This is a genomic window from Mesorhizobium sp. Ca11 (assembly GCF_020165275.1).
GTDB lineage: Bacteria > Pseudomonadota > Alphaproteobacteria > Rhizobiales > Rhizobiaceae > Mesorhizobium.
The window spans coordinates 1-21676 of record NZ_JAIUHU010000029.1 but is presented as its reverse complement, the minus strand read 5'-3'; the positions used below and the strand labels follow the sequence as shown (position 1 = coordinate 21676).

Sequence of the window (21676 nt, the reverse complement as noted above, 5' to 3'; positions counted from 1 at the left end):
GATGCCGTAAACCCGAAACCGGCCGCTTTTATCGAACCGCGAGCCGTCCAGAAATACGGATAGTTTAGAAATAGCGGCGGCGCGTGCGGCTTTCGGTCAGCTCGCGCACCGCCTCGCGGAATTCGCGCAGGCTGGCGCGGATCTCGTCGATCTCGCCTTGCTGGCCGGCAGGGGGCTGGTCGGCGGGGGGCTGGTCGGCCTCGCCGGCGGCCGGCGACCGGGGATGATAGGATGCCGCCGATGCCGAATAATGATCGTCGTAGGGATCGGTCCGGCCGTGGTCCGGCCGGTACGAATAGGAATAGCCCTGCTCGTATGGCTGCCGGAAATTCTCCCGCGCCGATGGTTGAGCCCGGGGGTAGCGTTCTTGCAGGGTGGGCGCCCGCCAGGCGCTTTCAGGCGGGACAGAGTCCATATCGACCGTTTCAGCCGGCTCGCGCCGCACGAAATAGCGAACCGCCGAGGCAAGCAAGCCGAAAAGCCCGGGACGGCCGGCATCGTTGGCCGGTTCCGGCGGTGGCGTGACGGATTTGACCGGAGCCGGTGCAGTCGTCGACACCGGTGGTGGAACCGGCGGTGAAGCAGGCGACGGTGTGAAGGACGCTGCCGGCGACGGCGTGAACGATGAAGCCGGAGGCGGCATGAAAGGCGGAGCCGGTGCTGGTGTGAAAGCCGGAGGTGGCGGCGGAGCGACAGGCGAAGCCGGCGGCGTGGCGAGTGGTGGCGGCGCCGGTGGGGCGGCCCGATTGGAATTGCTCTCTAGCGCAGAAGGGCGGTCTTCGGTCCCGCGACGCGAGCGTGCATTGGCCGTCTCGCGCAGGCTGGCAAGGATGCCGCGCAGCGCGCCGAGGCCGATACCGGCAAACAGGCCGGCAAACAGGCCCGCCAAGGCTATCACGACCCGCGACGGCCCCTTGGCCTCCAGCGGCGGTTGAGCCGGCGAAAGCACGTTGATGTTGGCCGAATTGACGTTCTTTTGCTCGCCGGTTTCCTTGGCGCGCAGCAAATACTGCTCATAGACCGAGCGCTTGGCGGCGGCTTCGCGTTCCAGCTCGCGCAGCGAAACAAGATTGTTGTTCACATCGCCACTCTGCACCTTGGCCTGGGCCAGGCGCGAGGACAAGTCCTGCTCGAGCTGAACGGAGCGCTTCAGGTCGACCTGCAGCGAGGACGCGATGCGCTGCAGCTCCGCGGTGATGCGTTCGCGCGCGCCGGCAAGCTGGGCATTTAGAGCCTGCAGCTCAGGATGACGCGGGCCGAACTTGATCGCGGCGCGGTCGGCTTCCTGCTTCAGCGCCGCATATTGCGAGCGCAGCTCGCTCATCATGTTGGAGTTGATCTCTTCCGGCAACGTGCCGCTGAGGACCGAGTTGACGTTCAGCGAGCGTGCCGAGGCGGCGCGGGCGTTCAGCTCGAGCGTGCGGGCGCGGGCGACGGAAAGCTGCTCGTTGAGCTTCAACATCTGATCATCGCTGATCAGGTGGCCCTGCGCATCGACAAGGTCGTGCGTCGCCCTGAAATCCTCAACGTTGCGTTCGGCCGTCTCGACGCCCTTGCGCAGCTCATCGAGCTTCGACGTCAGCGCGCTCGTCGCACGTCCGGCCATTTCTGACTGGTAGTTGCCGATCTCCCGCTGGAAGACGTCTCTCGTCGTGTTAGCTATCTCTGCCGATTTCTCGCCATTGCGCGTGGTGGCGCTGATGGAGATGACAAAAGTCTTGCCGGTGCGCTCGACCGACAGGCTGTCGGCCAGATTGCCGACGGCCAGCGCCTGGCGGCGAATCTCGTCGCTGCCGGCCGGCTGGTCATCCCGCGAAATCATCGAGCGCAGGAACGACGTGACGCCGAGGCCGCCAGACCCCTGACCGTTGAATTCCGGGTCGTTGACGAGGTTGAGTTCCTTGACGACCTCGTCAAGGACCTTGCCTGATGTGACCATCTTGATGCGGGTTTCGACAACGGCCAACGCCGCGTCGGGCTCACCCACCGATTGGGTGAGATCGCGGTCGGCAAGTTTCAGGTCGCCCGGCTCGATGGTTAGCTCGGTCGTAGCTTCGTATTTCTTCGGCGTCGATAGCGCGAGGGCTATGCCAAGGGCGGCGCCCAGGATGGTGGTGGACAGGATCAGCGCTTTGGAGCGAGCGATGCCGCCAATCACCTGCACCGGGTCGATCAGCGGTTTCCATTCCTGGGATTCGTCGGCAGCGGGTGGTCGGCCTACATGACGAGGTTCGGGAGCGGCCTGCGGCTGGTGGCCTCCCGCAGTGCCCCCATAGCCTTGGCCGAACGAAGCGGCCCGGTCGTCGCCTGTTTCGACGGGATCCGCCTGATCGTGGTCAAATCCGCCGGCTTCGGCGGGGCGCGGATTCAACTTTTCTTCGCGCTCGGAACGCGCGGCGCGATGGCGCGCGGCGGCGTCCTCGCGCCAAGAGGAATTGGCCCGGTCGCCGATCGAAACCGTCTTGTCGTCGCCACGCATGGCTTGGCCGAGCGCGAGCAGAGAACGCTCGCGCCTCCAGTCATCACGGTTATCCCTGTCGACCATTGTCCTGGAACTTGCTCTCTGGCGGCTTGGGCGCGCGGATCGGCCAATCGTTAAGCCACGCTAAACAGGCATAGGAAACAAACGGTTAATTTTGCGCCTCGGCGGGCACAGTTTTCGCTGTTGTTCACCGCATTTCAGGCCGCCGGGACGGCCGCCAGAACGCCGCGTTAAACTTTGCAGCCTATCTATCGCCCCGGATATGACCCAGGCCAGCGACATGCCGCAAAGGCGGAGCTTCGCGCGGATCGGCCACTTCGTGGCCACCCGCCGGAAACTGGTATTCGATTATTTCTCGGCGATCAGCGGCGCCGGCGGTCGGCTGGTGTTTTCGCTCGCCTATTTCATCGCTTTGGCCAACACGCTTTCGATCGCCGAATTCGGCATGTTCGCGACCGCCTCGGCCGCCGGCATCATGCTGTCGCGCATCCTGGCCTTCGGCTTCATCTCGGCGCTCTACCGCACCGCCACGATCCGCCCCAACCTGATCGGCACGTTCACCGCCGGTTTCCTGCTTCTCGGCTTCTTGTCGCTGCCGTTCCTCGCCGCCGCGTCCTACGGCATCTATCTGATCTTCTTCGCCGGCACCGTGCCGCTATCGGCCTTCGCCGCTGTCGTCTTCGCCGAGGCGCTTTTGTGGCGACCGGTCGAAGTGGCGCTGATCGTCAACAACGGGCTCGGCAAGTTCGGGCGGGCGGCCGTGCTCGCGATCCTGGCGACGGCGCTCAGGGCAGTCGGCGCGATCCTGTTCATGCTTGGCGCGCGGCACACGATCGGTGTGTGGTCGCTGTTCTATATAGGCGCCAATGCCGCCTCGCTTGTCGTCGCCTTCGTCTTCTTCTATCCGCGCCAGCGGCTGAGGCTGCGCGCCGAACTCTATTTCCGGCGGCTCGCCGATTCCGTCTATGTCGCCGGCTCCGAAGTGCTGTTCTATCTGCAGATGGAGTTCGACAAGCTCTTGGTGCTGTCGATCGGCGGGCCGCATCTGGCCGGCATCTATGCCATCATCATGCGGCTGGTCGATCTCACCGCGATCCCGATCCGCACCTTCTCGATGATGCTGGTGCAGCGCATGATGCGGGCGCCGGAGCTTCTGTCGCGGCTGGCGGTGAAGAGCGGTATCGAAGGCGGCGTGTTCCTGGTCTCGACGCTGGCACTGGCATCGCTCGGCATCGTGCTGCACTTCTTCCCAAACGCGCTCGGCAGGAATGTCGCCGAGGCAGCGCCGCTGGTGACGCTGGCGGTCTGCGTGCCCGGCCTGCGCAACCTCGTCGAATATCAGGCCGAGCTTCTCTTCGCGCGCGGTCAGACGGCGGTGCGGGCGATCAATCTCGGCCTGCTCGCCGGCCTGAAGGCGGTTCTGCTCACTTATGTGCTGACCACCATCCCCGACACGGCCAATCTGGTCCTGTCGCTCAACATCGTCTTCCTGCTGCTTTATCTCGCCTCGATGCTGCTGACCTATTCGGCCATGCGCCGGCCGGCCAAGGCGATCTGAGCCTTACGCGGAAAGCCCTATCAGGCGGCGGATGCGGCCGGTATCGGTGCCGATGAAGGATTGCATGCCGATTGCCACCTGTTCCGGCGCCATAGCGTCGACGAAGCGGCGGAATTCCTCGTCGGACAGCGGCTCGCCGTTCCAGTGGACGCGGCAGAACTCCTCCGAGCCGTGGAAATGGCCTGCGCCTTGAAGCACGTCGTCGACATAGCGGCCATAGATCATGCATTCGGAGAATTTTCGCGCCGAGCCGACCACGCCGACCCAGTCGCGACCATGCACCTTCTCGATGCGCTCGCACATGGCGTTGACCGTCTCGCGGCGCCAGGCGATCAGCGTCGAGATGTAGTCGTGGCTCGATGGATTGGAGGGATCGATGCAGAGCGCGGCGCCCGCATTGCGCGACCAGATGCGATGCTCGTCATGTCCATCGCTCGCCAGCACGCCGTCACGCCGGAACAGCCGCACCTTGCCGTCGCGCCAGAAGGCGTTCGCGTCGAACGGCTTCAGGAAGGCGACGTCGGAATCGCAGAAGACGAGCACGTCTTCCTTTGCCTGCCCGGCAATGGCGATGCGGCGCAGCTGCTGCACATGCCAGCCGCGCAGCGGCTGCGTTTTCAGGCTCAGCCAGACGCGGCGGCGGAAGCCGCTCAGCGGATCATCGAACACGCGCAGCCAGCGCGGCAACAGGTCCCGCTCGTCGACAACGCTGCGGCGGCTGCCTTCCAGCTGGCGAAACAGCGCGACGTCGCGATGTTCGGTGAGGATATAATGATGCGCCATGCCGGTGACGTGGCGATCGACGGTTTCGCATAAAAGCCGGCAGCGCTCGAAATCGGGAGCGTAGCTTGCGGTGACGATCGCAGCCAAGGGCATGCGCGGCAGCGCTTCGACCGCAGTGGAGGCGTCCGGAACGAAGCGGCTGTTCACCGGCGCGCCTCCAGCGGCAGCGGTATGCGCAACAGCTTCTGCTTGACGACGCGCCACAGGAAGAGCGGATTGCCGACAATATAGCGGCGCCACAGGCGGCCGGGTTCGATCCACAGGCGGAACAGCCATTCGAGCCGCAGCCGGCGCAGCCATAGCGGCGCGCGCGGCACCGAGCCGCTCATGAAATCGAGCAGGGCGCCGACTGCGACCGGCAGCGTGCAATGGCGGCTGTCGATGTGGCGCTCGATCCACAATTCCTGGCGCGGCACACCCATGGCGACAAGCAGCACATCCGGCCGCAGCCTGGCGATGCGCTCGAGGATCGCCGGCTCCTCGGCGGCCGAGAAGAAGCCGTCATGGACGACGACGAATTTGTGCTGCATGGCGAGCGTCGAGAGCTTCGCGCATGCGGCTTCGGCATTGGCGCGCGTCGTGCCGAGCAGCGCCACCGTCAGCGGATGCGACGAGGCCTGCAGGAAGGCCGGAATGAAGTCCGTGCCGTTGAGATTGCTCGGGAAAGGCGCACCGTAAAGCAGCTTTGCCGCCATGTCGACGCCGACGCCGTCGGGCAGGATGAGGAAGTTTTCCAGCGCCTCGGCAAACACCGGGTCGGTGCAGGCAAGGTTGGCGTTATGGGCGTTGAGGAAGCTCACCTTGGTGAAGCGACGCTCGTCGATCAGCCTGGTGAGCAAGGCGATGGCCTCGTCCCAGCGTATGGCCAGCACCGGAATACCCAAAATGGTCTTGAGCATATCAAAGCCGAAAGCGGCGCGCGCGGTGTGCATGTTCACGCGGCCGCCTCCTGCCTGACGGCGCCGAGCTTCTCCAGGCCAAGCCCGATCGCGACGTCGAGCGCCTTGAGCTGGCGGCGATGGAAGGCGCTGCCATCCACGTCGCGGACATTGGCCGCAGCCGCCTGCAGCGCCGCCGCGAAAGCAATCGGATCGTCGGTCACTACGCAATTGTCGGGGCGATAGCCGATGCCGCGCAGCGAGCGACTGGTGGCGACGGACGGCAGGCCAAGCTCGAAGGTCTCGATGGTCTTCAACTGCACGCCGCTGCCGGCGGTGCTGATCAAGGGAATGACGGCGGCGCCGCGCACGAAGGCCTGCGCTTCCGGAACCCTGCCGACGAAGGAAACGCCGGGATGCGGCGAGCTGATGCCGGAAGGCACAATGCCCGCGATCCTGATGCGGAAATCCGGCTTCAGATGCGGCACGACCTTGGTCAGGAACCAGTCGAGGCCGATGCGGTTCGGCTGCCAGGTCCAGGTGCCGATCAGCGCGGCGTCGCAATCGATATGCCGCTTCGCCCTGCTTGTCGGCGCCTGCGCACGGGTGACCAGCGGCAGCACCGCGGAGCGCCGGTCGGAGGCGACGCCAAGTGCCGCGCGGTCTTCCTCGGCCAGCGTGAAGACAAAGCGCGCCGCGCCGCAGAGCCGCTCTTCCATGACCTTGAGGAGCCTGGCCTCGCGGCGGAACATCCAGCGCTGAAGCGCGCTGCCGGCCGCGGCCGCATTTTCCTCGGCCGAGCGGTGCTCGACATTGTGCGCGACGAAGACGAATGGACGGTCGGCGAGAACCTTCTCAAAGGCGCCGGCGAACTGCACCGAGTTTAGGACATAGCCGTCGAAGGGACCGGCGCGTTCGATGGCGTCGCGGACTTGCGCATCGGCAACGACACGCAGCTTGACGGAGGAAAAGGTAAGACCGGAGAGAACCGCCTTGCCCACCCAGGCAAGCTTTTGCAGCGGCGACGCGCTTTCGGTGCGCACCTCGACGGCGTCGAGCACGATGGTGTTTTGCGGATCGGACGGGGCTTTGCCCGGCCAGATGAAGCCGATCACCGTCACGCGCACGCCGGCGCGCCGCAGCGCGTCGATGATCGCGGCGTTGGCAATCTCGTAGCCTGAGGCGAGAGCGCCATCAGGCACGATCGATGTGGCGAACAGCAGATGCATCTCACCTATCCTTGGCTGCAGCCGGTAGCAAAACGCGGTGAAGCCTTGATTAAATGGCACTGTCAAAGGCCGAAGACCCGGCTTTTCCGAAGGACGGGCGAGAAGGTGATTAACGAAACGTTATCACCGCGATGCTATCGAGGGCTCAAACCCTCGCTGCTGGAAACGGATGATCCCTTTGCCGTCCGACGCTTCTGTATCGATCGCGGGACGGTCGCCGGGGCTTGCCGCCGAGACCGTCGAGGCGGTCGTGACGCTGCCGACCTTCAAACGGCCAAAGCAGGTGCTGGAAACGCTGGCTTCGCTCAAGGCGCAACGGACCGGCAGGCGCTTTGCCGTCATCGTCATGGAAAATGAGGCCGAGGCGCGCGAGGGCGCCAAGGCGGTGCTGCCCCTGTTCGAAAGCGGCGAGATGCCCGGCATGGTCATCATCGCGCATGAGCGCGGCAATTGCAGCGCCTACAATGCCGGTTGGCAGACGGCGATCCTGCAGTTTCCCAATTTTCGCCACCTGCTGGTCATCGATGACGACGAGATCGCCGAGCCAGACTGGCTCGAGCGCATGTGCGGCGCCGCGGAGACACTTGAAGCCGACGTTGTCGGCGGCCCGCAGGTACCCATCTTTGCCGATGCCTCGCATGCCAGATGGGCCGAGCACCCGGTGTTCGCGCCGCCCTATCGGGAGACGGGCCGCGTGCCGGCGCTTTATTCGTCCGGCAACCTGCTGCTCGGTCGCAACGTGCTTGAGGCCATGGGACCGCCCTTCCTCGATCTCAGGTTCAATTTCATGGGCGGCGGCGATTCCGACTTTCTCAGCCGGTGCGCGCAAAAAGGCTTTGTGCTCGGCTGGTGCGCCGAAGCAAAGGTCAATGAGACTGTCCCTGCCCGGCGCGTCGAGGCCGACTGGATCCGCGCCCGCAGTCTGCGCAATGGCGTGATCTCGACGCTGGTCGAAAAGAAGAAGCGCGCCGGCACGCCGCTTGCCGGCCTCAAGGTTTTCCTGAAGAGCCTGGCGCTGCTCGCCGCCTCGCCGCTGCGCGGCGCCATCCGGCTGGCGCGCACCGGCTCGCTGACGACGAGCCTCTATCCAGTCTATGTCGCGCTCGGCCGGGTGCTCGCCGAATTCGGATATGCCAATGAGCAGTACCGGCAGCCTGAGAAGAATTGAGCACGCGCCGCTTGGCGCCGCCTTCACCAGGGAAGGTGTGGCGACGGCTATCGCCGCGCTCCTCTTCACCGTCATCATCGTCTCGTTCCGGCCCTTCCAGCCGGCAGGCGCGGAACTGACGGGCGACGGCGGCGACATCGTCAACCAACTCGGCTTCGGCTCGCTCGGCGCGGTCTCCATCTTCTCGCTGCTGGCCTTCGCCGACCCGCGCGTGGTGCGCTCGCTGGTCAGCCCTTCCTGGGCGCTGATGCTGGGCTTCTTCTTCCTGTCGGTGGTGCTTGCCACCGATCCGCCCGCGGCGATGCGCGCCGCCTCCTTCACCATGATCGGCATCATCACCATGGCGACGATCCTGGTGCTGCCGCGCGACGCCGATTCCTTCGCCAGGGTGGTCATCTTCACCGCCGTGGTGGTGATCGGCCTTTCCTATATCGGCCTGATCGTCTTCCCGCATGAAGCTCTTCACACCGCCGACTCGCAGGAGCCCGAGCATGCCGGCCTGTGGCGCGGCGTCTTCACGCACAAGAACATCGCCGGTCCGGTGATGGCCTGTTTCAGCTTCGCCGGGCTCTACCTGTTCCGGCGCGGACAGCGCTGGTGGGGCGCCGGCATCTTCTGCGCGGCAATGGTGTTCATGCTCCACACCGGCTCCAAGACCACTGCCGGGCTGGTGCCGTTCTCGATCATGATCGTCGTGCTGCCCAGCCTCATCGGCATGAGGCTCGGCACGCCGATCCTGTTCGCGCTGGCGATCATCGCGACCGCCGTCGGCACGCTCGGCATCCTCTTCATCGCGCCGGTGAAACATCTGGCGGCAATCTATTTCCCCGATCTCACCTATACCGGACGCACGACGCTTTGGGAGTTCGCCGGCGAGATGCTGGCGAAGAAGCCCTGGACCGGCTACGGCTATGAAAGCTTCTGGGGGACGCCGCTGCTGCTTAACCAGGACCAGCCCTTCGACCGGTCCTGGGATATCCGCACCATCGTTCACGGTCACGACGGCTATCTCGACATCGCCGTGCTGATGGGCATCCCGGCGCTCTGCGTCGCCGTCTACACCTTCCTGATCGCCCCTTTGCGCGACTATATGCGCATCCCGGCGCGCAAGGAAAACATCTTTCTCGGCGATTTCTTCATGATGGTGGTGCTGTTTACGGCGCTGAACGGTTTCCTGGAAAGCTTCTTCTTCCATCGCGGCGATCCCGTCTGGCTGTTCTTCGTGCTCGGCGTACTCGGCTTGAGACAAGTCTCGCTGCGGCCGATCCCGGTCCGCCTTTCAAACTAATTCTGGCCGATCGATCTCCCGCCGACTGCTCTTTTCCACTGCGGCGCAACCGTCTAAGGAGAGCCTTCTCGGAGGTTTTCATGACGATCAGGCTCATTCTCGCCGGTTGCGGCAATATGGGTTACGCCATGCTCTCGGGCTGGCTGAAATCCGCCAAGCTCGAGCCGCAAGCGGTGTTCGTGGTCGAGCCCAACGCGGAACTGCGCCGGCGCGCCGAACATCTGGGCTGCCGTGCTGCCGCCGACGCCGCCGGCATTCCGGCCGATGCCGTGCCCGATCTCGTCGTCATCGCGGTAAAGCCGCAGGTGATCCGCGAGGTGACGGCGCAGTACAAGCGCTTCGGCGACGGCAGGACCAGCTTTCTCTCCATCGCCGCCGGCACGCCGGTCGCCACGTTCGAGGAAATCCTGGGCGAGCTCGCGCCGGTCATCCGCTGCATGCCGAACACGCCGGCGGCGATCGGCAAAGGCATGATGGTCGTTTTCTCCAACCCGCTGGTCTCCGACGACGTCCGCCGCTTCGTCCTTGAGCTGCTTTCGGCGAGCGGCGTCGTGACGACGATCGACGACGAGGGCCTCATGGACGCCGTGACGGCCGTCTCCGGCTCAGGCCCGGCCTATATCTTCCACTTCATCGAGGCGCTGACGGTCGCGGCCGAGAAGGCCGGTCTTCCCGCCGAAACCGCCAAGCTGCTTGCCATGCAGACCGTCTTCGGCGCCGCCTCGCTCGCCGCGGAAGCAGACGAGGAGCCGGGCGTGCTGCGCCAGCAGGTGACCAGCCCCAACGGCACCACCGCTGCGGCGCTTGCAGTGCTGATGGGCGGCGACCGCTTGACGAAGCTCGTCACCGAAGCCGTGGAAGCCGCGCGGCTCAGGTCGATAGAGCTGGGGAAGTAATCTTCGTTCCGTAGAGCATGTCATCCTGAAGCCGGCGCAGGGCGTAGAGCCTCGTTGTCCGGTCCGGCACGGCATTGTCCTCAGTCAACAACTCGCCCTTGTTCACCGGCTTCAGCACCTTGCCGCCTTCGAGCAAGCCGACCGGGACGGCGCGGACGGCGCGGGCATCGCCGACGGTCATGGTCCAGGAGCGGTAACAAGTCTCGCCGATCGCATCCAGGGTCTCCCCGGTGGCAAGGTCGCGCTTGGCGACTGCGCAGACTTCCGCCACCGGCCTCGGCAGAGGCACCATATCGGGCTTGCCGTAGAGCATAATGCGGGCGGCGGTGAGCGGCACCTCCAGCGAAGTCAGGTGATAGGGCCGGAACAGGCCGTAATAAGGGCCCGTGCCGACATGGAGATCGTCCATGCGTTCGACGACGCGCGGGTGCATCGCCTCGACGATGACGAAAACGCCGGGCGCCACGCCCTTGCCGATCGTGTAATCGACGACGCCTTTCCTCGACAGGAGCCCGCCACGCTCTTTCGGGATCAGCACCTTGGCCAGCTGATCGCGATCGGCCCTGGGGCCGTGCATGCCTGGAACATCCGGGACCAGCCCGGTGGCGTTGGCAATGGCGCACATCTCGACCATGGTCTTCGAGCCGTCGACGAACTCGACCAGCATGCGCGGGTTCATGTTGCGGCGCGCCGCCTCTTCCCGGTAGTCGTCGGGAACCGCGTCGTGGTTGAGCGGATTGTTCTTGCCCTTGCCGGCCGCGACGATGCCTAGCCCAAGCGCCGAGGCGAATTCGATCAGCTCCATGCAGCTTGACGGCTCGTCGCCCGCGCCGACCGAATAGACGACACCCAGCCGGTCTGCCTGCTGTTTCAGGTAGCAGCCGATGGTCACGTCGGCCTCGACATTCATCATCACCAGATGCTTGCCATGCTCCATCGCCATCAGGTCGAAATCGGCGGCGACGCCAGGTTTTCCGGTAGCGTCGATGACGACGTCGATCAGCGGGTTGGTGACAAGCACCTCATTCGAGGTGATGGCGATCCTGCCGCTCTCGATCGCCCGGGTAACCATGGAAGCGGTTTCGGCCTCTACCGCCATCGCCTCGTCGCCATAGGCGATGCGGATCGCCTCACGGGCAGTGTGCGGGCGGCGCGTGGAGATGGCCGCGATCGAGATGCCCGGCATCAGCATGCCCTGCGTCACCAGATCGGTCCCCATCTCGCCGGAGCCGATGACGCCGATGCGCACCGGCCTGCCCTCGGCGGCGCGTCGGGCGAGATCGCGGGCAAGCCCGGTCAGGGCGATATTGGTCATGCAACAAAATCCACGGCTTTTTGCTCCGGCCGGCAATACAGGGAACGATCCGCGTTTGCCAATCAAACCAGGCTGAAATGGCGTTTTCTTGCGCATGCTTTGCAACGCCGCAGCAGATTTCGCAGGAGCTTGTGCACGGCCGCCGTACGATTCGCCGTTTCTTTCAGACCATAACCATCGCTGCGCGATTTGAACTGGGAGATTCCCGATGAGCGCGCCCGGTTTCTGTGCTATTTTTGCTACAGGCTTTAACCCTAATGCCGGAAATCGCAATTTTAGCGGGTGTCTAATCCATTATATGCTCACGGCCCCAAAAAATCTGATAGATACTGGCTGAAAGGTCCGGTGGCAGGCTTGGGCAAATAGGCGCCAATAAAAAAATAATGGCGCGGGGATAGTCACGGGGTAGAAATGACCAGGACGGGTAAAATTACCGTCGGCTGGCGCGTTGCGCTTGCTGTCACGGTGTCAATGTTGGCTTGTGGTAGCGCCAGCGCACTCACACTCAAAGAAGCTGTCGCCGTCGCCGTGGAGTCCAATCCGGAGATTGGACAGGCGATCGAAAACCGCGAAGCGATCGAATTCGAGCTGCGACAGGCCAAAGGCCTTTACCTTCCCAGCGTCGACCTGGAAGCATCGACCGGCGTTCGCCGCCTGGACAACGACACGCGGCGCGCGCTCGACGAGGATCACAAAGCTCTCTATCCGAACGAGGCAGACCTCACCGTCTCGCAGACGCTTTATGACAGCGGCGCAAGGCGGGCGGAACTGAACCGCCAGGCCTCGCGGGTCGATGGAGCGTCCTTCAGGGTTCTGGAACGGTCCGAGTTCATCGGGCTCGCCGTCGTCCAGGATTATCTGGAATACATGCTGCAGGCTTCGATCGTGGTCGAAGCCAAGAAGAATCTCGGCTTCCATCAGTCCATCCTCAGCGATATCAGGCAAGGCATCGCAGGCGGCGCGCTCAACGATGCCGACCGGCAGCAGGCCGAGGAACGCCTTTATGCCGCCAAGGCGCGGATGCAGGAAGCGACCGAAGAGCTCGAGGCGGCCAAGATCCGCTTCTTCAAGAATGTCGGCAAGCCGCTGACCAACGCGTCGCGGCCCGCCGATGTCGCAGCCGCCCTGCCGCGGTCGCTGGACGATGCGATCGGGCTCGCCAGGCAGAACAACCCGCGCGTCCATATGGCCAACAGCGACATCGACGCCGCCGCTTCGCTGGTCGACGCGGCGCGGGCGAAATACGGCCCGACGGTTACCGCCGAGGGCGTTGCCCGGGGCGGATATGACATCGACGGCGACAATGGCGACGCGAGCGATCTGCAGGCTCGGGTGGTGCTGCGCTGGAACCTCTATCGCGGCGGCATCGACAAGGCCAACGAACAGGAACAGATTCGCCGCACCAGCGAGCAGCGCCTTGCGCTGCACCAGGTGCTGCGCGAGATCGAGGAAGCCGTCCGGACCTCATGGGACCGCCGCTTCCGCCAGGCGGAGCTGGCAAAGACACTGCGGCAGCAGGCAGCTACCAATGAAAAGCTGGTCGCCTCCTATCGCGAGCAGTTCAAGGTCGGGCAGCGCTCGCTGCTCGACGTGCTCGATGCCCAGAACACGCGCTTCAACACCGCGACGCTGGCCGACACGTCGTCCTACGCGTCGCTGTTCGCGGAATACCGGCTGCTGGCCGCAACCGGCGAATTGCTGAAGACGCTCAACATCCAGCCGGCCAAGCAGGCCGCGGCCTACGCGCGTGAGGAATTCGGTGTGCCGGCCACGGCCGATACCGAGACCTATGCGCGCACGCCGTCGGAGCAGAAGAACGATCTGCCGTTCGACATCCTCGCGCCGGTCAGGAAAAAGTAGCCGATGTAGTATCGATCTTCGGTCCTTCGGGGCGGATCGTGAACCAGCAACCTAATATCCTATCGCCCAAGGAGGCTTTCAAAGCCTGCTTCTGCGCTGTGGCGGCCTATCTCGGCAGGCCGAGCGCCGAAACGGTGCTGTTTGCCGGCGTGCCGATTTCGGAGACGCGCATCGAGCCGGACGAGATCCGTCATCTGGCCGAGCGCATCGGCCTGGAGGTGCAGAATTTCAGCCATCGCGATTTCCTGCGCGGCCGCTTCGATCTTCCGGCCATCGTCTTTCGCGTCAGCCAATTGCCGATCGCCCTCCTGGCGGAAATCGAGGGCGGGCAATATCTGACGGCGCCACAGGAAAACGGCCGCACCACGATCGACAGGTCGGAACTCGCCGAAAGCTATATCAGCGGCGGCACGTCCTTCTCGATCACCTATGCCAATCAGGCCGAGGAGATGACGGTCGGCACCGCCGCGCGGATCGAAAGGCGCCACTGGCTGACCGGCACCATGGGGGCGTTCTGGCGCACCTATTCGAAAGTGGTGCTGTCGGCGGTGTTCATCAATCTGCTGGCGATCGCCTCGCCGATCTTCACCATGAATGTCTACGACCGCATCCTGCCCAACAAGGCGATCTCGACGCTGTGGGTGCTGGCGCTCGGCATCGGCGCGGCGATCCTGTTCGACCTGCTGCTGAAGACGGCCAGGGCATCGCTGATCGACTATGCCGGTCGCAAGGCGGATCTGCGGATTTCCTACCTGCTGTTTGAGAAAGTGCTGAATTCCTCGCTTTCGGCACGGCCCGGGTCGACGGGCGAATATGCAAACCGCGTCACGCAATACGAGTTCGTGCGCGAGTTCTTCACCTCGAACACCATCAGCGTCTTCATCGACACGATCTTCGTCTTCGTCTTCCTGGCGGTCATCTACGCCATCGGCGGCTGGCTGGTGGTGATACCGGCGCTGGCCTTCGTCATCTCCGTCATTGTCGGGCTGATCACGCAGCGGCGGATCGGCAAGCGGGTCGCGGCCTCGATGAACGAGGCGTCGCAACGCCAGGCCCTGCTGGTCGAGTCCATCTCGACGCTGGAGACGATCAAGTCGCTGCGCGCCGAAGCCTACCTGCTGCGCAAATGGGGCGAGCACTCGAAGAACGCGGCCAACACGTCGGAAAAAATCAAGGAGCTCTCGGCGGCGGCGGGCAACATCACCGGCGCCATCCAGCAATTCGTGACGGTCGCCCTGGTCGTGGCCGGCGCCTATGCGTTCTCGGAAGGCCAGGTGTCGACCGGCGCCATCATCGGCACCGTGATGCTCGCCGGCCGCGCCGTGGCGCCGCTCGGCCAGGTCGCCATCACGCTTGCCCGGTTCCGGCAGGCGATGCTGTCGCTTAAGATCATCAACACGATCATGTCGCAACCGGAGGACCGCCCCGACACCGTCGGCTTCGTCAACCGGCCGATCCGCAGCGGCGCGCTGGTCTTCAGGAATGTCGGCTTCGCCTATCCGGGCACGGAAAACGAGGTTCTGAGCGGGCTCAACATCGCGGTCAGGCCTGGCGAGCGGGTCGGCATCATCGGCCGCATCGGCTCCGGCAAGACCACGATGGGACGGCTGATCGGCCGGCTGTTCCTGCCGACGTCGGGGGAGCTGCTGCTCGACGGCATCGACATCCGCCAATACCACCCCTCGGAGGTGCGTGCCGCGGTCGGCATCGTCGCGCAGGCCGGGGACCTGTTTTCGGGAACCATCAAGGAGAACCTCCTGATGGCGGCGCCGGGAGCGACGGACGAGGAGATCATCGATGCGGCGAAGGCCGCCGGCGTCGACGACTTCGTGTCGCGGCATCCGCGTGGCTACGACATGAATGTCGGCGAGCGTGGCACCAATCTCTCGGGCGGCCAAAGGCAGGCTGTGGCGATCGCGCGGCTGCTTTTGACCAAACCGAAGATCGTCTTCCTGGACGAGCCGTCGGGTTCGATGGATCTCGCTTCCGAGCGGCAGTTGATCAAACAGCTCAAGGTGGCGTTCGACCGCAGCACGACGCTGATCGTGTCGACCCATCGCTACAGCATGCTGGAACTTGCCGACCGCCTCATCGTCATCGACCAGGGCCGCGTCGTCGCCGACGGGCCGAAGGAACAAGTCATCCAGGCGCTGCAGAAGGCAAATGCCTGACCGGAACGTATGGACATGCTAGCAAGGGAAGACCGGCCACCACTTTTCGCCTCGGCGTCCGTCTACATCGTCGGGGCGCTGTTCGTGTGCTTCACGGCCTGGGCGTCGTTCGCCGAGGTCGACGAGATCGCGCGCGGCGACGGCAAGGTGATACCCGCTTCGAAGACGCAGATCATCCAGGCCAGTGAACCGGGTGTGGTGCAGGAGATCGCCGTCCAGATCGGCCAGACGGTCAAGAGGAACGACCTCATCATCCGCCTCGACAATTCGGGCAACACTTCGAGCCTTGGCGAAGAGAAGGCCAAGGCGCGAGCTTTGCAGGCGCGCATCGCCAGGCTGCAGTTCGAGCAGAGCGGCAGTGTCGAAGGGTCGTTCCCCTGCCCGGCGGAAATCCAAAAGGTCGCGCCGGAGATCTGCGACAACGAGCAAAGGCTGCTTGTCGCGCGCCGCGACAATTTCGAGGTCAAGCTGTCGGTTCTCAAATCGCGCCTCGACCAGCGCGAGAAGGAACTCGACGAGGCCACCGCCAACGCCGACCGCCTGTCGAAGAGCCTTGCCGTCACCGACCAGGAAGCGGCGCTGGTCGAACCCATGGTCAAGAAAGGCCTGATGGCCAGGACCGAACAGATCCGCGTCGAGCGCGAACAAACCGACCTTCGCGGACAGCTGACCCTTGCCGGCGAGACCATCAAGAAGAGCAAGGGAGCAATCACCGAGGCCCAGCTTCAGGTGAACGAATTGGGCCTGCAATTGCAGCAGGAGGCGTTGAGCGACCTGACGCAGGCGCTCGCCGATCTGTCCGTGGTCGACGAAACCATCCGCGGCGCCACCGACAAGGTGGCGCGCACCGACATCCGCTCGCCGGTCGACGGCATCGTCAACACGCTTGACGTCAACACGCTCGGCGCCTTCGTGCAGCCGGGCGCGGTCGTGGCCGGCATCGTGCCGACCTCCGAGACGCTGCTGGTCGAAGCCCGGGTTTCGCCGCGCGACGTCGCCTTCATCCAGCCGAACCAGGAGGCGCTGATCAAGGTCACCGCCTATGATTTCTCGATCTTCGGCGGCATCGAAGGCAAGGTCTCCAACATCACCGCCGACAGCCTCGTCGACCAGAAGACGGGCGAGCCCTATTACCAGGTCCGGGTCGCCACCGACAAATCGACGCTTACCAGGAACGGCAAGACCTACTCGATCATCCCCGGCATGATCTGCTCGGTCGACATCAAGACCGGACGCAAGACGATCCTCAACTATCTTTTGAAGCCCATCAACAAGGCGCGTCAGGAGGCAATGAGTGAGCGATAGCGCCATCCATCCGGACACTTCGCGCGAACGGCTGCTGCCATCGCTCGCGGCCGAGGATTTCGGCCCCGAATTCCGCGTCGTGGCGCGCGGCGGCGTGCGTCGCGGCATCCGGCTGGAGCGCGCCTTCTGGGTGTCGCTGAAGCAGATGGCCGAAAGCCGCAAATGCACGATCGGCATGCTGGTCGAGGAGATCGCCGAACATCATCCCGACCAGGGCAACCTCACCTCGGCGATCCGCGTCGCCTGTATGCGCGGCCTCGCCGAGGAAAGCATGGAATTGCGCAAGCTCGCTTCGATCCGCACGATCAACGCGATCCTGGTCGCCTGCCCCTCGCCCGCCTTCGCGCTGTCTTCTTCGAAGAAGATCCTGGCTTTCAACACGCCGTTCCAGCAACTGGTCCGGCGCCAATTGCCGAGCGCGTCCGGGGAGGATGGGCGCCAGGACTTGAAGCTGGCGCTCGACCTCAACGTTCCCGACATCTTCGCCCGGCTCGACGCCAATGGCGAAACGCCGGTCACCAGCGGTTTCGTCATCGGCGCCGGCGAGCGCCGCTATCGCGGCCAGCTCAGCGCCGTGCGTGCGCCCGTCACCGAGCCGGAACTGCTGATGGCTTTCGTCTACAACGGCTAGAGCTACGCATTCTTCCGGAACTGTCCGGGCTGCGCAGACAACAGAGCGACCGCGTATTTTCGGCGAGGCGCTGAACCGCTCGAACTACTGCCTCAGGCTCGAAGCCACTGATGGTTCCGGCGATCCTTCGCCCGGGGCGACCGTGGCGAAGCCGCCGGCGATGTCGGCGACCTGCGCGCCGGACTTCGACCCGTGAATCCAGGCGCGATCGGTGCTGAAGGAATAGAGCGGAACATAGTCGGGCAGATCGCTGTCGCGCAGGACGGCGTTGCCGAGGCTGTCCAGGATGAAGGCGCCGCTTCCCGTGCTCACCGACAGGACGGCATGGAAGAACTTGCGGCGGCGATCCTGGAGCACCACCAGCGACATGCTCTGCGCCGGGATGCCGGCCCTGAGCAGCGCCGCCATCTTCAATATGGCGAAATCCTCGCAATCGCCGGCGCGATGCTCGAGGATTTCCGACGGCTTCGCCCAATAGTCGAGCTTGCCATAGACGACGCTGTCCTTGCGATAGGCGATCAGGCGGTTGATGCTGCTGTTGACGAAGGACAGCTTGTCGCGAAAGCCCTTGTCGCCGGCAATCTTGACGATCTCGGCGAAAGCCGGACTCTCGCGGTCGCAGACGCTGCCGGCGGTGCAATCGACGATGGCCTTGTAGACAGGAGCCCAGCGCGCCGCGACCGGAAAGTTGCGCATCGACAAAGCGACCGAGCCGAAGACGCCGGGGATGATCGCGGCGGTCTGGATCGGGTCGATGCCGGGATCGGTCTTGGCGTGCGCTTCAGCCTCGTAAGGCGCTGCCGGCGCGTAGCCCACAGAAACATCCGCGATCCGGTACGCGGAGGCCGGCTGCCAGGGCAGCGGCCGGGCCAGCGAAACGCCGCCGAGGCTCGCGGGCGCAAGCACCTCTTGCAGGACAGGAGCCGCGCCCGAATTCGCGCTTGCCGACGATGGACCTGCCTGAGCGACAAGGCCGATCGCCAGCAAGAGAACCTTGATCCCCGTCGGGTCTGCTTTTTGTATTTTCATAACGCCCACCTTTGACTGTGGACGCTACCAATCTTGTCTCAAATTATCGGAAAGGAAGGTGGGTAAATTTCCGCGAATCACGCCATTCTATTTTGCGTCAAATTTTATTCAAAATTATACTTACATTTACCAAGGCGGAAGGCGTGCTGCGCGGTCATTCCCACCCTCGTTAAGGTCATGCATATCCAGATATATCATCGCAATTTACCAAGTGTAAAAAATGCGATTCTCTACATATTCGAATATATGAAATAGATTGAACGTCTGTTGCAAAGCCCGGGCCTGACATGTCTCTTTCCGGGAAATGCCGGAGGGGCTTTAGCTATGACGACCAATATCGAATTCGACGCCGTTTCAAATTCCTGGGACGAGCACACCAGCGCTGGTGAAAATCATATCTCGACGGGTGTGCAGGTTGCGCAGGCGACCGCCGCCCAGGCGGCGAGCGAACCGGTGCCGGTCGATGTCGGCAGCGGCGCGCCGGCCCAAGGCGCGGCCAATGCGCCGGCCGCAAACCAGCCGGCCGATGCCAAGGCTGCTGCGCCCGCGAACGCACCGGCGGCAAATGCAGCGGCAGGCAATACGCCGCATGAATATCATGTCGAGGCCGGCAATGTCGTGAAGCTTCCGGCCAGCGTGTCAATCGACAACATCAAGGTCGACGGACATGATCTCGTCCTCACGCAGCCCGACGGATCCCAGATCGTCATCAAGGACGCCGCGCTGAATGTGCCGACCTTCATTCTCGGCGACGTCGAGGTGCCGCGCGTGGCCCTGATCGCCGCGCTCGAGGCCAGCCATGTCGATATCGCCTTCGGCGCCGACGGCTCGATCTCGGCCGGCGGCAACGGCTCGCCGGGCAGCGCAGGGGGCAATTTCGAACATCCCGCAGGCGGCATCGGCGACGGCTTCGGCCTGACGTCGCTGCTGCCGCCGACGGACCTTGCCTTCGGCCAGCCGGACCATCGGGAGCTGTTCCCGGGATTGCTACCCGATTCGACGCCGACGATCCTCGACCTGACGCCCTCGACCAGCGGCGGCGACACCAGCGTCGATGAAAAAGGCCTCGAGACCGCCGGCGCGACGGGGTCCGGCGAAGCGGGCACCGACCCCGCAATGGACAACGACCCGTCCGAGCACAACACCGGTACCTTCACCATCACCTCGCCCGACGGCATCGGCTCGGTGGACATTAATGGCCATGTGATCACCGCCGCTGAGCTTGCCAACAGCGCGTCGACACCGATCAACATTGTGACGCCCTTCGGCAACACGCTGACCATCAACGGCTACGACGCCGCCACCGGCCAGGTGAGCTACACCTATACGCTGGTGCACAGCGAGCAGCATTCCGGTGCGGGCACCGATTCCATCTTCGACAACATGACGGTGACGGTCACCGACAGCGATGGCGACGTTTCGCTTCCGGGAACGCTGTCCGTCGAAATTATTGACGACGTGCCGACGGCGCATGACGACGTTGCCGCGCAGGCAACCGAGAACGCGCCGGTGACGGTGAACGTGATTGCCAACGACGTGCCCGGCGCGGACGGCGTCAACATCACCGACCCGGCGAAGGTCAGCTATGTGGCGAACTCGCTGACTGGCGGTGCCGGCACGGTCACCTACAACAATGACGGCACCTTCACTTACAAGCCGACTGCTGGCGAAGAAGGAACCGTGACCTTCCAGTACCGGATCGTCGATGGCGACGGCGACGCCTCGGTGGCGACGGTGACGATCAACCTGAAGCCGGATTCGACGCCCACCATCGATGTGACGCCGCAGAATCCTGATGCGAACGGCCATAGCGCAGCGAGCGAGGCCGGCCTTCCGCCGCATGATGGCCTGCCGGCCGGCTCGGGTGAAATCGCCGACAACGACGCGAACAACAACAGCGACACCAGCGAGACGACGACCGGCGCGCTGGCGATCACCACTGGTGGCGACACGATCGGCCACCTTTATGTGACCGACAAGGACAATACCCAGATTGAGGTGACGAACGCGGCCGGCGGCATTCTGGTGCACGGCCAGTATGGCGACCTGACGATCACCGGCACGCCGGGGACCGGCTACACCTATTCCTACACGCTGCTCGACAGCACCACCGGTAACGGCACACATGACGATTTCGTTGTCCAAGTGGTCGATTCCGACGGCGACCCCGCTTCCACGACGCTCACCATCGACATCGTCAACGACGTGCCGACGGCACGTAACGACACGGACGCGGCGCAGTCGGGCGAGACCGTGACCGGCAATGTCGAGACCGGGACAAGCACCCATGGTCTCGGCGCGGCGGACACGGCTGGAGCGGACGGGATCGCCTCGATCGCTTGGACGAACGCGGTGACCAATGCCGGCGTGACGACGGTGACCGGCGCGCATGGCGTGCTGACCGTCTTCGCCAATGGCGACTACAGCTATCAGGCCACCCCGAATACGCCGACCGGCACTGACGTCTTCAACTACACGATCACCGACGGCGACGGCGATACCTCGCCGGCGACGCTGACGATCGAGGTGACCGGCAGCCAGCCGCGTGTGGTGGCGGAGGTTGCGGCGGTGAACGAGGCGGGCATCGACACAACACCACCGGTCGGTGACCTCGGCCCCGGGACGGTGGACGGCTCGCATGCGGGCGACGGCTCGGAGACGACGACGGGCAAGTTGACCTTCTCGGATCCTGACGGGGCGACCGTGACCGGTGTTCAGGCCGGTAATATCGGCAGCGACGTGAACGGCAATGTCGGCACGAACATCAATGGCACATACGGCATCCTACACGTCAACGCGGACGGCACCTACACCTATACGTTGACGTCGCCGGAAGCGAATGTTCCGGCGGGCAATGACGGCGCCAATGTGCAGCCCGGGCAGGATGTGTTCACCTTCACGGTAACCGACAGCTTCGGCAATACATCCACTTCGACCATCTCGATCAATATCACGGATGATGTACCTACGATCTCGAATGCGGTGGTCGGCAGCTCGGTGACGCTCGACGAGACCAATAACGGTCCGACGACGGACGGCGTGCTGAACCCGGCGATCATGACGGCGACGAGCGCTGCGGCGAT

15 protein-coding genes are annotated in these 21676 nt (G+C 64.2%); 9 read left to right on the top strand and 6 right to left on the bottom strand.

Annotated elements, in window-relative coordinates:
* Nucleotides 1-64: 64 nt before the first annotated feature.
* Entirely contained in the window at nt 65-2545 is a 2481-nt protein-coding gene (locus LB538_RS28510) for a GumC family protein (RefSeq protein ID WP_224532555.1), read from the bottom strand.
* 199 nt (nt 2546-2744) lie between these two features.
* On the opposite strand from LB538_RS28510, the gene LB538_RS28505 reads away from it, so the two are divergent.
* The gene (locus LB538_RS28505) at nt 2745-4040 is read left to right on the top strand and encodes a lipopolysaccharide biosynthesis protein (protein ID WP_224532554.1); all 1296 of its coding nucleotides are present in this window, start codon (nt 2745-2747) and stop codon (nt 4038-4040) included.
* 3 nt (nt 4041-4043) lie between these two features.
* Here the strand turns inward: LB538_RS28505 and LB538_RS28500 are convergent, their stop codons facing one another.
* From LB538_RS28500 to LB538_RS28490, 3 genes are read right to left on the bottom strand one after another with little or no spacing between them, the layout of a single operon-like run.
* Nucleotides 4044-4970 carry a DUF6492 family protein gene (locus tag LB538_RS28500; RefSeq protein ID WP_095765647.1) on the bottom strand — a complete coding sequence of 309 codons (927 nt, stop codon included), beginning with the start codon at nt 4968-4970 and terminating at the stop codon, nt 4044-4046.
* Nucleotides 4967-5761 (bottom strand): WecB/TagA/CpsF family glycosyltransferase, encoded by a 795-nt coding sequence (locus tag LB538_RS28495; RefSeq protein ID WP_140847448.1) that lies wholly within the window; start codon nt 5759-5761, stop codon nt 4967-4969. The genes LB538_RS28500 and LB538_RS28495 overlap by 4 nt, the downstream gene beginning before the upstream one ends.
* A complete protein-coding gene (locus LB538_RS28490) occupies nt 5758-6930 on the bottom strand; it encodes a glycosyltransferase (protein ID WP_224532553.1) in 1173 nt (390 codons plus the stop codon). Before LB538_RS28490 ends, LB538_RS28495 begins: the two co-directional genes overlap by 4 nt.
* A 169-nt stretch (nt 6931-7099) precedes the next feature.
* Here LB538_RS28490 and LB538_RS28485 point away from each other — a divergent pair, with 169 nt between their 5' ends.
* From LB538_RS28485 to proC, 3 genes are all read left to right on the top strand, one after another.
* Nucleotides 7100-8098, top strand: a complete 999-nt coding sequence (locus LB538_RS28485; protein WP_224532552.1) for a glycosyltransferase family 2 protein — start codon at nt 7100-7102, stop codon at nt 8096-8098.
* Nucleotides 8067-9386 carry an O-antigen ligase family protein gene (locus LB538_RS28480; protein ID WP_224532551.1) on the top strand — a complete coding sequence of 440 codons (1320 nt, stop codon included), beginning with the start codon at nt 8067-8069 and terminating at the stop codon, nt 9384-9386. The genes LB538_RS28485 and LB538_RS28480 overlap by 32 nt, the downstream gene beginning before the upstream one ends.
* An 80-nt stretch (nt 9387-9466) precedes the next feature.
* A complete protein-coding gene (gene proC, locus LB538_RS28475) occupies nt 9467-10282 on the top strand; it encodes a pyrroline-5-carboxylate reductase (protein ID WP_224532550.1) in 816 nt (271 codons plus the stop codon).
* On the opposite strand, the gene LB538_RS28470 is transcribed toward proC, so the two are convergent.
* Nucleotides 10257-11597: an NAD(P)H-dependent oxidoreductase gene (locus LB538_RS28470; RefSeq protein ID WP_224532549.1), complete on the bottom strand. Its 1341-nt coding sequence runs from the start codon at nt 11595-11597 to the stop codon at nt 10257-10259. The genes proC and LB538_RS28470 overlap by 26 nt on opposite strands.
* 471 nt (nt 11598-12068) lie before the next feature.
* Here LB538_RS28470 and LB538_RS28465 point away from each other — a divergent pair, with 471 nt between their 5' ends.
* Genes LB538_RS28465 through LB538_RS28450 form a run of 4 tightly spaced genes read left to right on the top strand, consistent with a single transcriptional unit; the run spans nt 12069 to nt 17564 of the window.
* Nucleotides 12069-13457, top strand: a complete 1389-nt coding sequence (locus LB538_RS28465; protein WP_224532565.1) for a TolC family protein — start codon at nt 12069-12071, stop codon at nt 13455-13457.
* Between the two features lie 38 nt (nt 13458-13495).
* On the top strand, nt 13496-15628 hold the full coding sequence (locus LB538_RS28460) for a type I secretion system permease/ATPase (RefSeq protein WP_224532548.1): 2133 nt from the start codon (nt 13496-13498) through the stop codon (nt 15626-15628).
* A 15-nt stretch (nt 15629-15643) separates the two neighbouring features.
* Complete coding sequence (locus LB538_RS28455; RefSeq protein ID WP_224532547.1) at nt 15644-16933, top strand: HlyD family type I secretion periplasmic adaptor subunit; 1290 nt, start codon at nt 15644-15646, stop codon at nt 16931-16933.
* On the top strand, nt 16923-17564 hold the full coding sequence (locus tag LB538_RS28450) for a ribbon-helix-helix domain-containing protein (protein WP_224532546.1): 642 nt from the start codon (nt 16923-16925) through the stop codon (nt 17562-17564). Before LB538_RS28455 ends, LB538_RS28450 begins: the two co-directional genes overlap by 11 nt.
* A gap of 84 nt (nt 17565-17648) precedes the next feature.
* Here the strand turns inward: LB538_RS28450 and LB538_RS28445 are convergent, their stop codons facing one another.
* Nucleotides 17649-18593, bottom strand: a complete 945-nt coding sequence (locus tag LB538_RS28445) for a transglutaminase-like cysteine peptidase (RefSeq protein WP_224532545.1) — start codon at nt 18591-18593, stop codon at nt 17649-17651.
* Between the two features lie 324 nt (nt 18594-18917).
* On the opposite strand from LB538_RS28445, the gene LB538_RS28440 reads away from it, so the two are divergent.
* Nucleotides 18918-21676 (top strand): beta strand repeat-containing protein (locus tag LB538_RS28440; RefSeq protein ID WP_224532544.1); only part of this gene is annotated, 2759 nt, incomplete at its 3' end.

What these genes read in the sequence shown, in the direction of transcription:
- proC (WP_224532550.1), top strand. Translation starts at nt 9,467, where the DNA reads ATGACGATCAGGCTCATTCTCGCCGGTTGCGGCAATATGGGTTACGCC.
- LB538_RS28510 (WP_224532555.1), bottom strand. Translation starts at nt 2,545, where the DNA reads ATGGTCGACAGGGATAACCGTGATGACTGGAGGCGCGAGCGTTCTCTG.
- LB538_RS28470 (WP_224532549.1), bottom strand. Translation starts at nt 11,597, where the DNA reads ATGACCAATATCGCCCTGACCGGGCTTGCCCGCGATCTCGCCCGACGC.
- LB538_RS28445 (WP_224532545.1), bottom strand. Translation starts at nt 18,593, where the DNA reads ATGAAAATACAAAAAGCAGACCCGACGGGGATCAAGGTTCTCTTGCTG.
- LB538_RS28465 (WP_224532565.1), top strand. Translation starts at nt 12,069, where the DNA reads ATGTTGGCTTGTGGTAGCGCCAGCGCACTCACACTCAAAGAAGCTGTC.
- LB538_RS28490 (WP_224532553.1), bottom strand. Translation starts at nt 6,930, where the DNA reads ATGCATCTGCTGTTCGCCACATCGATCGTGCCTGATGGCGCTCTCGCC.
- LB538_RS28455 (WP_224532547.1), top strand. Translation starts at nt 15,644, where the DNA reads ATGCTAGCAAGGGAAGACCGGCCACCACTTTTCGCCTCGGCGTCCGTC.
- LB538_RS28480 (WP_224532551.1), top strand. Translation starts at nt 8,067, where the DNA reads ATGAGCAGTACCGGCAGCCTGAGAAGAATTGAGCACGCGCCGCTTGGC.
- LB538_RS28505 (WP_224532554.1), top strand. Translation starts at nt 2,745, where the DNA reads ATGACCCAGGCCAGCGACATGCCGCAAAGGCGGAGCTTCGCGCGGATC.
- LB538_RS28485 (WP_224532552.1), top strand. Translation starts at nt 7,100, where the DNA reads ATGATCCCTTTGCCGTCCGACGCTTCTGTATCGATCGCGGGACGGTCG.